This window comes from Colwellia sp. MB3u-55, from assembly GCF_014076785.1.
Classification (GTDB): domain Bacteria; phylum Pseudomonadota; class Gammaproteobacteria; order Enterobacterales; family Alteromonadaceae; genus Colwellia_A.
The window spans coordinates 36,312-50,275 of the sequence record NZ_JACGUS010000123.1 but is presented as its reverse complement, the minus strand read 5'-3'; the positions used below and the strand labels follow the sequence as shown (position 1 = coordinate 50,275).

Here is a 13,964-nt window from a genome sequence, read left to right as displayed (position 1 = left end):
CCAGCCAAATCGTAAATCTGGAGCTGTAGATTGAAATAAAGCCAACACTGATATAATCAGCATTGGCGAAAGACGCGCATTCTATCAAAAGACTTTATTTAGATAAAGTACCTATCCCATTGATCAATTAAATTAGAATTGAATTTTTACACCAATAGAAGGAAATGGTTCCATTCCTTCTTCTCCTTCTATTTTAAAATCAGTTAAAGTTTCAGTACCATCAGGTGCATAATAATAACCAGAAATATTCTTACTCCCCGTTGCGTTTAATAAAGCAAATGTCCATTCAGCTTTATTTCCCCATATGGTTGTCTTGTAATTCGCCTGTATATCAAGACGACTATATGTAGGGAGTTTTTCAGAGTTCAAATCCCCATAAGTAGGAAGGTAATAATCTTGATGATCGGGGTTATTATATAAACCTACAATTGGCGTATATTTTGCGCCACTTCTGATGCTCAGTTTTACGCCGAAATCCCATTTTTCATTAAATTTATAGTTGGCCACCATGTTAGCGAGTAACGGCGTGTCTAAATAATACTCAGTCGTTACATTGGTGAAATCATCAGTTCGGGCACTCTTCGACCAACTCAATGACGCCCAACCATACCAACCGTCACCCTCTTCCCTTCTAATTACCCACTCTAAACCTCTAGCAGCTCCAGATAAGTCATTACTATAATGTAAGTGAGCATTAACATCGTCTTCATCAAGTGACCGCGCTAAATCGCCTAAATTTTTATAATATAAATCAATAGTGCTTTCCCATAAATCATTTATTTGATAACTGAATTTTAGAGCATAGTGTGTTGCTTTTGGTGATTTAAGTTGCGGGTTTCCTACGCTTTTTAATACAGTTTCAAGGTCAGGAAATTGATTATATGTACCTGTTTTCGCCTTTATGGTTAAATCATTGTTTACATACCAGTTAAGCGAAATTCGCGGATGAAAAAATTTCTGTTCCGTAAAATCATTGTACTCAGCTCGTAAGCCCATTTCTAAAGACCAGTTTTCATCGAACGACCAAATATCATTAAAATAAACGGCACTGTTATTATTGGTTAAACTGTCATTGTCTTGAATACGATCTCCTTTTTTACTTTCACAATCGGGATCATGATCAGTACAATAATAAGGAATAGCATCAAAGCTATAAGTACTTTCATTATTGCTTAAATCAATACCTGTAATCAATTTATGCGCTTCAAACCAGTCTATTTGATAGACAAACCGGGAATTATAAGATTCATTTTCAAGGTTAATAAATTGTCCTGCGCCATATGATTCTTCTGATTTTTCTATAGAATGACCTACGGTTAAATGCATTAATCGACCATTGTCTCCGTAGAACTGCCAGGAAATTCCTTGGCTATCAAATTGACTTTTTATTTTTAAGTCGCCAATAAAATCAGGATCTATTCGACCTTCTTCTGAAGCCTTTGATACATTAATGCCACCAATGTCACTGGCTCCTGTTAAGGTAAAAGTTAATTTGTGTTCATCACCAATTAGCCACTGATATTTACCTTGATAGTCGTCACTCACCGGGGCTTTAAAAACAGTGTAGCCATCTTCTTCTTCACCTTCGGGTAAAAACAAATGAATCAAGCTTCGGCGATACGATAAATAAAAAGCTTGGTCATCATTTATCCCGCTCTCTATCATTACGCCTGTTTTCATCAAACTTGCATCCACAGTAGTCGTAAAGTCTTGATTACGAGGGTCTCGGAGTTTTACATCGAAAACGCCGCCAGTTGCATTGCCATATTGACTGCCAAAAGCAGCAGGATGAAGCGAAAAATCACCCACAACGTTTTCATTAAAAATACTGTCCCCAAATAAATGAAAAATATATCCCGCAGGCATATCGTCAATATAAAATGCATTATCATCTGGTGATGAACCACGAATAGCAGGTTCTCCACCACTATCGCCACCCGCATAAACCACACCAGGCATACTATAGACGGCACTCAGTGGATCATGATCTAGTCCAGCAATTTTCATAAGTTTTTTAGTTTCAAAAGAAACTTCCGTATTTGCTTGATTACGACGAGAGACAACTTCAATAACCTCGATAGGTTCAACTTTAGCCTTTATATTTATGGCTTTTTCTTCTTGAAAGGATTTATTTGCAAACGCAAATGATGGAGCTGATATTGAAAATATTGAAATGAGTGTTAAGGCAATTTTTGTCCAAACTAAACTCTGTTGATTACGACTTAGTGTACTTAGCATTTTTTAACCATTTGATGAGGTGATATATGCCGTTATTATCTAGAAAACAACTGTAGAGTTCAGTACTTTTGTGTCTAATAATTGTCAGTAGTTGTAAGAATAGCTTGCCAAAAAAAGGCTTCCCACATTTGTGAAAAGCCTTTTCAAATTCTAAATTTCTAAATTTCTAAATTTCTAAGCCGTTATATCTAGCTCGATGACCCTTTAATTTTTTCCCGCATACGTTGAATCATCATATAGAAATATGGCACTAACAACGTACCCAGTATAGTGGCCGCTAACATACCTGAAAGTACGGTAACACCAAGGAATATTCGGCTACTGGCTCCTGCACCAGACGATATAACTAAAGGAATAACACCTAAAATAAAAGACAGTGCCGTCATCAATACCGCTCTAAATCTTAACTTTGCAGCATCAAGTGCCGCTTCCATGATCGTCTTTCCTTGGGCTCTTAGTTCCATCGCAAACTCAACAATAAGAATGGCAGTTTTAGTCGATAAGCCAATCAGTAGTATTAACCCTACCTGCGCATAAATATTGTTTTCCATCCCTAAGATATAAAGTGTCAGCATTGAGCCAAATAAGGCTAAAGGCACTGCGGCGATGACAGAAAACGGTATAGTCCAGCTTTCATATTGAGCGACTAAAAATAAGTAAACAAACAACAACGCTAAGCCAAATAAAACAGGCGCTAAATTGCCCGCTTCAATTTCTTGTTTAGACTGCCCGGCCCACTCAAAAATATAGCCTTGGGGTAAGTTTCCAGCCAATTCTTCCATAATCGCTATCGCCTCACCTGACGAATGACCACTCGATGCTTGGCCAGTGATATTTGCGCTACGGTACAAATTAAAATGTCCGATACTGGTAGGGCCTAAAATAGGCTCAAGCTTAGCAAGTGTCGTTAACGGCACCATTTCACCGTCTTGGTTACGCACAAAATAGTAGCGCAAGTCAGAGGGATCTTTACGGAACTCTTTTTCAGCTTGAACGGTTACTCTGTAGGTTCGCCCAAACTGGCTGAAATCGTTAATGTACATTGACCCTAACTGCGCTTGTAACGTTATAAAAATATCAGACAAAGCAACACCTTGAGCTTTTGCTTTATCTCTATCAACCTCTAAAAAGTATTGTGGAACATTTGCGCGGTAAGTACTAAAAACGCGAGTTAATTCAGGTCGTTGATTTGCCTCATAAATAAGGCCATTCATCACTTGTGCTAAATCACTAGGACTTCGGCCTTCACTGTCTTGTAGTTTAAATTCAAAACCCGAACTTGTCCCTAAACCTGGAATAGGCGGAGGATTAAATATCATTATTTGTGCGTCTGGCATTGTCCACAGTTGCCCCATTAAACGCTGGATAACAGCACGCAGTGCTAATGCTGGCTCCGTTCTTTCTTCCCAATCTTTTAGCATGATAATACCTAAACCATTGTTCGAGCCTGCCCCACCTAATAACGAAACACCTGAGACAGTAATAACATCAGTAACGGCTGGGTCTGCTTTTATCATTGGCGTTATTTTATCAATAAGTGCCTGTGTTCTGTTACTTGAAGCCGCATCAGGTAATTGGATATCGAGAAAAACATAACCTTGGTCTTCGCTTGGAACAAACCCCGTGGGTACCGATGTGGTTAACCACCCTGTAGCTACAAACAAAACACCGACAATAATACCGACGCGAGTAGCACGTTTTAATAAGAAGTTAACGCCTGTGGTATAGCTTCCTGTCATTTTTTCAATACCCCGTTCAAAAGGCATCAACCATTTGATCGGTTTCATATTCTCTTTACTTAATAAAACAGTACAAAGAGCTGGGCTTAACGTTAAGGCATTAATAGACGAAATGATAACAGCAAATGAGATGGTTACTGAAAACTGTTTGTACAATTCACCAGTAATACCCGGCATAAAGGCGACAGGAATAAATACAGCTAGCAGTACTAAAGTAGTTGCGATAATTGGCCCTGAAACCTGTTCCATGGCCTTAGTCACCGCTTCTTTTATGTCGAGTTTTTCTTCTTTTAGAATGCGTTCAACATTTTCAATAACAATAATGGCATCATCGACAACAATCCCTATTGCAAGCACTAAACCAAAGAGTGTAATGGTGTTAATGGAATATCCCATCACTAACATAAAAGCAAAGGTACCAATTAATGAAACCGGTATAGCGATAGTTGGGATCAGTGTGGCTCGCCAGTTTTGCAAAAATAAGAAAACCACGAGAATAACTAAAACTATTGCTTGAAATAAGGTCGTTTTTACTTCATCAATAGAACGTGAAATAAATTCAGTCGTGTCGTATGGAATAGCATACTCAAGCCCGTCAGGAAAACGTGCTGATAATTTTTCTATCTCTAACTTTACTAACCGAGCGACTTCAGTTGCGTTTGCACCAGGCAATTGATAAATAACTAAAAATGCGGTTTCGTTACCATTTAAACGTGCTTGAACGCCATAGTTTTGCGAACCAAGTTCTAAACGTGCAATGTCAGATAAACGGACAAAGTTACCGTTAGAACGAGCTCTTACGATGGTTTGCCCAAATTCTTTAACCGTTTTTAATCGCCCTTTCGCTTGAATTGAATACTCAAACTGTTGATTTGGCAATGAAGGGCTCGCACCTAACTTCCCTGCCGCTACAATTAAATTTTGCTCTTGAAGTGCTTGTTTTACCTCGGTAACCGTAACCCCTAATGATGCCATACGGTCAGGTCGCAGCCATGCTCGCATGCTATAAGTCATTTCACCCATAACACTAGCTTCTGCTACGCCAGGAATACGTCCCAGCGGCTCAGTTAATGAATTGGTCGCATAGTTACTTAAGAAAAGTTGGTCTATACCCGCTTGCTTTGAAAATAAATTAATGGCCATTAACATTGAGCTAGATTTTTTCTTAACCGTTACCCCTTGTCGGGTCACTTCTGATGGCAGTGAGCTTTGGGCTAATGCCACACGATTTTGCACATTGACCTGCGCCATATCGTCATCAATACCCACCTTGAAAAATACAGTAATGGTTGCTGAACCATTATTTGACGCTGTTGACTCGATGTACATCATATCTTCAACACCATTGATTTTTTCTTCAATGGGACGAATAACTGACTCTTCGACAACCTGAGCGCTAGCACCGGGATAGACTGCTGTTATTTGAACTTGCGGTGGTGTTATTTCAGGGTACATATTAACGGGCAATATCCCCATGGCAATAAGGCCCGCTAAAGTAATAACAATTGAGATAACAAAAGCAAACTTGGGTCGATGAATAAACGTTTTACTAATCATGGGAGTGTCCTACTTAGTTAAAAGGTCAGAAATAGTACCGGTAAGCGGGTCAATTCTTTTGATAACTGGCTTCACTTCAACGCCACTTCTTACTTTTTGTAAACCTTCTATGATCACTTGTTCTTTCGCTTTAAGACCTGATTCAACGACCCACATCGCATTCATTCTTCGCCCTAAAGTAACCAAACGTTGCACAACTTTATTATCGTCGCTAACAACAAGGACAAACTTGCCTTGTTGGCTTTCTTGAACGGCAACTTGAGGGACTAGCGCCATTTGCTCTTTTTGCTTGCCTTCGATAATTAAGGTGACAAACAAGCCAGGCACAACAATACCGTCAGGGTTATTAAACTTCGCACGTAATTCAACCGTCCCCATACCCTGGTCTATCTTGGTATCGGCAAAAATAAGCAAACCTTTTTCGCCATAGGTGGTGTTGTTCGGTAAACGTAATGAAATATCAATGGATAAATCTTTAGGGTGATGCGTATTTTTTTGTAAATAAGAAATATAGTCGCTTTCTTCTACTTGAAAGCTCACATAGATGGGGTCTGTTGCTGTTAATGTCGCGATGGTATTACTGCTCGGGCTCACAACGGCACCAATACTATAATTAACTTTACCAATTCGCCCTGAAAATGGCGCTTTAATCACGGTATAACTTAAACTCAACTTAGCTGTTTCTAGTGTTGACTCAGCCACCTGCACCGCCGCTTTTGCTTGGGAGTTATTAGTGATTAACTTATCAAGATCAGATTGTGAAATATAGCCATCTCCTGCAACTTCACGCCCTCGTTTTAAATCTCGTGCCGCACCTTCTGCACCTGCAACTCTACTAGCTAAATCTGCTTTTGCAGATTCTAAAGAGGCTTGGTAAGCCGCAGGTTCAATATTAAGTAGTACTTGATCTTTTTCAACGATAGAACCTTCGTCAAAGTGACGTGCTATTAATTCACCTTCAATGCGAGCACGTAAATCAACTTCTTTTGAGGCAACGGAACGCCCTAAAAATTCACGATAGCTACCAATTTCATTTACTTTTATTTCATAAATAGAAACGGCAGGAGCTGGCGTTTTTTGTTTAACTTGCTCAGCTTGTCCACAACTAACAACAGTCAAAGCAATAACTGACAAAAGACTCACGCGAGATAAAATAGGTTGAAAAGATGGTAGGTGTTTTGTGAACATCTATGTTCTCCGTTTAGGATGTATAAGCAGGAAACGAAAACAGCTAATAAAAATCAAGCTGCTTAAAAAGTTATTATTACATTTGATCATAGTAAATTCAGTCAAAAAAGGTAATCAAAGACTTAAAACAGGCGATGTTTATTTTAAAAAGCCGTTTTTCAGCTATTTTATAAAATGATAATTGAAATAAGAGCAAGTCGCCCTTATATTTCTTGTTAAGATAATAAAAAATAAAATAAAATGAGCAATCCTAGAATTTATCAACAACAATCCTTTTCTATTGGCGACACAGTCACCTTAAGTGAAGATGCCTTTGGCCATACAATACGAGTTTTACGTTTAAAGAGTGGTGATTCCTTAACTCTTTTCAACGGTGAATTTAATAACGGTTTACTAGGCGATTATCAAGCTGAACTCACTGATGTTAATAAAAAAAGTGCACAAGTGGTTATAACGTCGTTCACAGAGAAGCATGTAGAGTCACCGCTAAACATTCATTTAGGCCAAGGTATTTCCCGTGGCGATAGAATGGATTTTACTTTACAAAAATCGGTTGAACTTGGTGTTAATACCATAACCCCACTATTTACTGAACGTTGTGGCGTAAAGCTGACAGGTGAGCGCTTACAGAAAAAAATAGACCAATGGCAAAAAATAGTGATTGGTGCTTGTGAACAAAGTGGCCGTTGTTCGGTCCCTATTGTTATGCCTGCTGTTTATTTAGATGAATGGCTAACTCAGCAAACTGGTTCATTAAAACTAAATTTACACCCAAAAGCGCAATACTCAATAATGAATTTGCCTGAAAAAAACATCAATGAGTCAAATCAGCGAGTGCGTTTACTTATTGGTCCAGAGGGAGGTTTAAGTGATGATGAAATTAAACGAGCCAATCAAGCCTCTTTTGTTGATGTTTTATTAGGGCCCAGAATATTAAGAACAGAAACAGCAGCATTAACTGCAATTACCGCATTGCAATGTCGCTTTGGCGATATTAACTAGTAATAATACTTTAATGATTGTGTGCAATTGAAATTAATTTGAGTTGTTTGCAAGATATAGGAAAAATAAATGACAATTAAACTTGGCGTAGTAATGGACCCTATTTCACAGGTCAATGTAAAAAAAGATTCGTCTATGGCGATGATGTTTGAAGCGCAAAAGCGTGGATATGAAATTTATTACATGGAAATGAAAGACTTATACCTTGACCAAGGACAATGCCGTGCGACTGCACAAAAATTGAAAGTTTTTGACGATCCTCAACATTGGTATGAACTCGACGACGTAAACGATATAGCAGTTTCAGAGCTTGACGCGGTGCTCATGCGTAAAGATCCTCCTTTTGATACTGAGTTTATCTACGCGACTTATATGCTTGAGCGTGCGGAGGTTGAAGGCACATTAATTGTGAATAAACCTCAAAGCCTTCGTGACTGTAATGAAAAACTTTTTACCGCTTGGTTTGCCGAGCTAACACCACGTACCTTAGTGACACGTAACAATGATAAAATTCGTGAATTTCATCAAAAAGAAAAAGACATTATTATCAAGCCACTTGATGGCATGGGCGGTGCGTCAATTTTTCGTATAAAAGAAAATGATGCTAATGTTGGTGTTATATTAGAAACACTGACCAACCACGGTAATCAATACGCCATGGTGCAAGAATTCATGCCTGAAATTAAAGATGGCGATAAACGCATCCTTATTGTTAATGGTGAACCTATGCCTTATTGTCTAGCGCGTATCCCTGCACAAGGTGAAACGCGTGGTAACTTAGCTGCCGGTGGTCGTGGTGAAGCAAGACCCCTTAGCGCAACCGATAGGTTAATTGCTGAAACTATTGCCCCTGAATTAAAGAAACGTGGTCTATACTTTGTAGGGTTAGATGTTATTGGTGACAAAGTTACCGAGATTAACGTGACCAGCCCAACCTGTATCCGAGAAATTGAAGCTGCATATCCTATTAATATCAGTGGTAAATTAATGGATGCAATAGAAGAAAATATTCGCCCTAGAGTATAAGCCTTTTAGTTATACTTTTTATCACCAAAATAAAGTTATGAGTCTATTACTAGCGGTAACCCTTTAAAGTAAAGGGTTACCATACCTCTATAAAAACAATGATGCATAGAGTTTTTTTTAAACTTAAGATGTAAAAAGGTGAAGGTATGGAAAGCTTAGAAAATCAACTTTTAATCGCAATGCCTGCATTAGACGATGCATATTTTAATAAAACCGTGACCTATATTTGTGAACATAATGAAGAAGGTGCCATGGGGCTTATTATTAACTTACCCGTTAACGTTACTTTAAACGAGTTGCTCGTCCAAATAGATGCTAAAAAAGAAGAAGCACCTGAATTAGGCCAACAAGTGTTAACTGGAGGTCCAGTATCTCAAGACCGAGGCTTTGTTTTACATAGTCCACAAAGTTGCTGGAAACAATCGTTATCACTCAGTAAAGAGGTGATGATAACGACCTCTAAAGATATTTTAATGGCACTAGGTACCGAAGAAGCCCCTGAAAAATATATGGTCACATTAGGTTATGCTGGTTGGGGGCCGGGTCAATTAGAAGAAGAAATAAAAACTAACGCCTGGCTTTTAACCCCTGCTGATGGTGATATTGTTTTTAATACACCGATTGAGCAGCGCTGGAAAAAAGCCACAGAAAAGCTAGGTATTGATATGGCTCATTTATCTACGGATATTGGCCATGCTTAACAACATTAAGGAATAATAAGTGTCAAAAGATGTCGGCCAACGCACCGTTTTAGGTTTTGATTTTGGTAAAAAATATATTGGCGTTGCTGTTGGCCAAGAACTGACAGGAAGTGCCTCTCCTTTAGGCTCGATTAGAGCTAAAGAAGGTATTCCTAATGAGATGGAATTAACCAAATTTATTAAAGAATGGCAACCTGACTATTTAGTGGTGGGATTACCCTTAAATATGGATGGTAGTGAGCAACAGTTAACCCTTGATGCCAAAAAATTTGGTAACCGCTTATCCAATAAATTCGCTTTGAAGGTAGAATTTCAAGATGAACGTTTAACCACAGCGGATGCCAAAGAACGTTTATTTGCCGCTGGTGGCTATCGTAATTTAAAAAAAGATAATATTGATGCTGAGTCAGCAAGATTAATTATTGAAAGCTATTTTGAAACGCTTTACGACTAGAAAATAGCAATATAGTCAAACCACATAAAGCTCATGCGTCAAGTGGTTTGACTATCTATTGTTACACTGTTCAGGAAACTTAGCTTAACACCTAGCAATGTTTCTTAAGCATCTGTTAACTAAATATCTTTAGGGCCAAAACCGTCAATGGTCACGCCACTTAATGCACCGGTGCCTCCTTGCTCATTACTGCGCAACTTAATCATCAAGCGTAAATCATTAGGTGAATCAGCATGATGCAATGCATCAGCATAGTTTATTAAGCCTTTTTGATACAACTCAAACAAAGCACCATCAAAGGTCTGCATGCCAAGTTCTTTAGACTTTTCCATCACTTCTTTAATACTACCAATATCACCTTTTTTAATAAGTTCAGCGATATAAGGCGAGTTAAGTAAGATCTCAATCGCCGCAACACGCCCGTTACCGTCGCAGGTAGGGATCAGTTGCTGAGCGATAATACCGCGTAAATTTAACGCTAAATCAAACAATAACTTGCCATGTTGATCGGCAGGCACTAAATGCATAATACGGTCAATCGCTTGGTTAGCATTATTTGCATGCAAGGTTGCAATACATAAGTGCCCGGTTTCAGCAAAGCTTAACGCATGTTCCATGGTTTCTTGGTTACGGATCTCACCAATTAAGATAACATCGGGTGCTTGGCGTAATGAGCTTTTTAAGGCCGCATCGAAACTTTCAGTGTCTAAGCCGACCTCTCGTTGCGTTACCATACAACGCGCATGTTCATGAACAAATTCAACAGGGTCTTCAATGGTAAGAATATGGCCACGCGAATTTTTATTACGATAGCCAATCAATGAAGCCATTGATGTTGATTTACCCGTACCCGTGCCACCAACAAAAAGTACTAAACCGCGCTTTGACATGACTACATCTTTTAAGATTGGCGGTAAACCGAGTTCGTCAGCATCAGGAATTTCTGTGACAATACGTCGGACAACCATACCTGCCATATCGCGTTGCCAAAAGGCTGAAATACGGAAGCGGCCAATGTCGTCAATTGAAATGGCAAAGTTACATTCTTTTTCTTCGGTAAATTGCTTTTTCTGTTTATCGTTCATTGCGTTATGAACAAGAGCTAACGATTCATCGCTTGTTAAAAGGTGATCATCGATTGCTTGTAACTCGCCATTTACTTTGGCGCTTACCGCAAGCTTAGCGGTAACAAACATATCAGAGGCACCTTCTTTTACCATCTTTTGTAATAAGTCATGAAAATTCATTGATCTTTCTCTTATCTTTTAAACCGTAATGTGAAGTAATAGACACCCATGGTTTGAGCGTGCTTTAAAAACCTCTAAACTGATTTTTATCCACCGCTTTTTCCATCGCATCTTGCTTAGTTATCAAGCCTCTATTCACTAGACCTTGAAGACATTGATCCATGGTTTGCATGCCATGAGACATACCGGTTTGAATGGCACTGTACATCTGCGCTATTTTGTCTTCACGAATTAAATTTCTTATTGCAGGAACACCTAACATTATCTCATGAGCGGCAACACGACCCCCACCCACTTTTTTAATCAAGGTTTGTGAAATAACCGCACGAAGTGATTCTGACAACATTGAACGCACCATAGATTTCTCTTCACCGGGGAAAACATCAATGATACGGTCGATGGTTTTTGGTGCAGAGGTTGTATGTAAAGTACCAAAAACTAAGTGGCCGGTTTCCGCCGCTGTCATTGCTAAACGAATAGTTTCTAAGTCGCGCATTTCACCAACAAGAATAACATCAGGGTCTTCACGTAAAGCACTGCGCAGAGCAGCTTCAAAACTTAGTGTATCGCGATGGACCTCACGTTGGTTTATTAAACATTTTTTGTTTTCGTGAACAAACTCAATAGGATCTTCAATGGTAAGAATATGATCGTGTTTGTTGTTATTAATATAATCGACCATAGCCGCTAAAGTGGTTGATTTACCCGAGCCTGTTGGACCCGTCACTAAAACTAAGCCTCTAGGTATATCAGAAATTTCACGAAAGATATCAGGACAGCCTAAATCATCTAAGGATAATATCTTGCTTGGAATAGTACGAAATACTGCTGCAGGGCCACGATTTTGATTAAAAGCATTGACACGAAAACGTGCCAAATTTGGCACTTCAAAAGAGAAATCGACTTCTAAATTTTCTTCATACTCTTTCCGTTGACGATCATTCATAATATCATAGACCAGAGCATTAACATCTTTCTCGTCAAATGCTGGGATATTGAGTTTACGTACGTCACCGTCAACACGAATTGAAGGCGGAGTGCCTGCAGATAAATGTAGATCAGATGCATTATTTTCCACACTAAAGGCAAGTAATTCGGTAATATCCATAAAAAGACCTCTTAATAATTATTTTTTATAATTTTATAATATAAAGTAAGTTGAAACTAAATTGACACAAAACAATATGACACCCATTAAAGATAATCTTGCTAAGATAAATCTGCAAATTTTTAATGCTTGCGAGCTAGCAAAACGTCCATCTTCACAGGTGACCTTACTCGCGGTTAGTAAAACCAAAACCAGTGCCATGATCGAACAAGCTTATTTAGCAGGCCAACGAGAATTTGGTGAAAACTATATTCAAGAAGCCGTTGAAAAAATAGAAGAATTACAAAGTTTGTCAGACATTACTTGGCATTTTATTGGTCCTATACAGTCAAACAAAACACGATTAATTGCCGATAACTTTGCTTGGGTACATAGTGTTGACCGCATTAAAATAGCAAAACGCCTTAATGATCATAGGTCTAGCCAAGATACTCCCCTCAACGTTTGTTTACAAGTCAATATTAGTGGCGAAGAAAGCAAATCCGGCATAGCCGTTAAAGATATTAAAGCGTTAATTGATTGTATTGAGCATTGCCCACATTTAACCCTGCGCGGCTTAATGGCTATCCCTGAGAAAAATGCCTCTGAACAAAGTTTTGAAAAAATGCAGCAACTTTATACGCAATTAAAAAAAGACCATCCTAGTATGGATACTTTATCGATGGGCATGTCAGGAGACTTGAGTGACGCTATTGTTAAAGGTTCGACTATGGTCAGAGTTGGCTCAGCCATTTTTGGCGCTAGAGAAGATAAATAGTTATATTCGGATACAATCTATTTCACTTTCTTTAAGTATAATTAGTTACAATAGTTAAAATATTCACATTCTTATTTATCATAGGTATTTCATGACAAAAATTGCTTTTATTGGCGCTGGTAACATGAATGGCGCAATTATTTCTGGCTTAGTAAACACAGGCTTTGCCGCTCAAGATATTATCGTATCAAATCCTTCACCTGAGAAGCGACTGGCTTTACAAGAGCAACTTGGTATTAAAGAAACCGCAGACAATATCGTTGCGGCTAATTTTGCAGATTTTATTGTACTTGGTGTTAAACCTCACTTTATTGTTGAGGTTTGCCAAAAAATCAGCCAAGAAATTGACATTAGCAGCAAGTGCTTTATTTCCGTTGCTGCTGGATGCACTGTTGCACAAATGCAAAAAGCCTTAGCCAAACCATGTGGCATTATTCGTACTATGCCCAATACCCCCTCGCAGATTGGTTTAGGTGTTACTGGTTTATATGCCGACGAAAATGTTAATACTCAACAAAAACAGGTTGCCGAAGAACTAATGAGTTCGGTGGGTATTATCAAGTGGTTAGCCACTGAAGATGAAATTGACAATATTATTGCGGTCTCTGGCTCGGCGCCGGCCTATTTCTTTTTGTTTATGGAAGCAATGGAAAAACAAGCGATAGCGTTAGGTTTTTCAGTAAAAGAAAGCCGTGAATTAGTGCAGCAAACCGCTTTAGGTGCTGCGCAAATGGTGGTCAACAACGATATTCCAATCAGCGAATTACGTGCTAAGGTCACCTCAAAAGGTGGTACAACCAATGCTGCTATTAATTCTTTTATAGATGATGGTTTGGATAAAATAGTAACAAATGCAATGAACAGTGCATTGCATCGCGCTAAAGAAATGGCGCAAAATAACGTTTAATACCGTTTGAATTTTATTAATTATTAAGTTTTGGAGAAGT

The 13,964-nt window shown here is 38.7% G+C and carries 11 protein-coding genes; 6 read left to right on the top strand and 5 right to left on the bottom strand.

The window, feature by feature from the left end; all coding sequences use genetic code 11:
- Window positions 1-132 precede the first annotated feature (132 nt).
- The 3 genes from H4J66_RS19515 to H4J66_RS19505 form a co-directional block, all read right to left on the bottom strand.
- Window positions 133-2,238, bottom strand: coding sequence for a TonB-dependent receptor (locus H4J66_RS19515; RefSeq protein WP_182176578.1), 2,106 nt, complete (start codon window positions 2,236-2,238; stop codon window positions 133-135).
- Window positions 2,239-2,426: 188 nt separating this feature from the next.
- Window positions 2,427-5,534 (bottom strand): efflux RND transporter permease subunit, encoded by a 3,108-nt coding sequence (locus tag H4J66_RS19510; protein WP_182176577.1) that lies wholly within the window; start codon window positions 5,532-5,534, stop codon window positions 2,427-2,429.
- A gap of 9 nt (window positions 5,535-5,543) precedes the next feature.
- The gene (locus H4J66_RS19505; RefSeq protein ID WP_182176576.1) at window positions 5,544-6,722 is read right to left on the bottom strand and encodes an efflux RND transporter periplasmic adaptor subunit; all 1,179 of its coding nucleotides are present in this window, start codon (window positions 6,720-6,722) and stop codon (window positions 5,544-5,546) included.
- Window positions 6,723-6,962: 240 nt separating this feature from the next.
- Between H4J66_RS19505 and rsmE the strand changes: the two genes are divergently transcribed.
- The 4 genes from rsmE to ruvX all read left to right on the top strand — a co-directional run bounded on the left by rsmE (window position 6,963) and on the right by ruvX (window position 9,905).
- Window positions 6,963-7,724 (top strand): 16S rRNA (uracil(1498)-N(3))-methyltransferase, encoded by a 762-nt coding sequence (gene rsmE / locus H4J66_RS19500; RefSeq protein WP_182176575.1) that lies wholly within the window; start codon window positions 6,963-6,965, stop codon window positions 7,722-7,724.
- 69 nt (window positions 7,725-7,793) lie between these two features.
- Complete coding sequence (gshB, locus tag H4J66_RS19495; protein WP_182176574.1) at window positions 7,794-8,750, top strand: glutathione synthase; 957 nt, start codon at window positions 7,794-7,796, stop codon at window positions 8,748-8,750.
- A 146-nt stretch (window positions 8,751-8,896) separates the two neighbouring features.
- On the top strand, window positions 8,897-9,451 hold the full coding sequence (locus tag H4J66_RS19490) for a YqgE/AlgH family protein (RefSeq protein WP_182176573.1): 555 nt from the start codon (window positions 8,897-8,899) through the stop codon (window positions 9,449-9,451).
- Window positions 9,452-9,470: 19 nt separating this feature from the next.
- Complete coding sequence (ruvX, locus tag H4J66_RS19485) at window positions 9,471-9,905, top strand: Holliday junction resolvase RuvX (protein WP_182176572.1); 435 nt, start codon at window positions 9,471-9,473, stop codon at window positions 9,903-9,905.
- A gap of 119 nt (window positions 9,906-10,024) precedes the next feature.
- Here ruvX and H4J66_RS19480 read toward each other — a convergent pair whose 3' ends face one another.
- Both H4J66_RS19480 and H4J66_RS19475 read right to left on the bottom strand, forming a co-directional pair.
- Entirely contained in the window at window positions 10,025-11,152 is a 1,128-nt protein-coding gene (locus H4J66_RS19480) for a PilT/PilU family type 4a pilus ATPase (RefSeq protein ID WP_182176571.1), read from the bottom strand.
- A 64-nt stretch (window positions 11,153-11,216) separates the two neighbouring features.
- On the bottom strand, window positions 11,217-12,260 hold the full coding sequence (locus tag H4J66_RS19475) for a type IV pilus twitching motility protein PilT (protein WP_070374253.1): 1,044 nt from the start codon (window positions 12,258-12,260) through the stop codon (window positions 11,217-11,219).
- A 76-nt stretch (window positions 12,261-12,336) separates the two neighbouring features.
- Here H4J66_RS19475 and H4J66_RS19470 point away from each other — a divergent pair, with 76 nt between their 5' ends.
- Window positions 12,337-13,017 carry a YggS family pyridoxal phosphate-dependent enzyme gene (locus H4J66_RS19470; RefSeq protein ID WP_182176642.1) on the top strand — a complete coding sequence of 227 codons (681 nt, stop codon included), beginning with the start codon at window positions 12,337-12,339 and terminating at the stop codon, window positions 13,015-13,017.
- A gap of 91 nt (window positions 13,018-13,108) precedes the next feature.
- Window positions 13,109-13,924, top strand: a complete 816-nt coding sequence (proC, locus tag H4J66_RS19465) for a pyrroline-5-carboxylate reductase (RefSeq protein WP_182176570.1) — start codon at window positions 13,109-13,111, stop codon at window positions 13,922-13,924.
- Window positions 13,925-13,964: the final 40 nt, after the last annotated feature.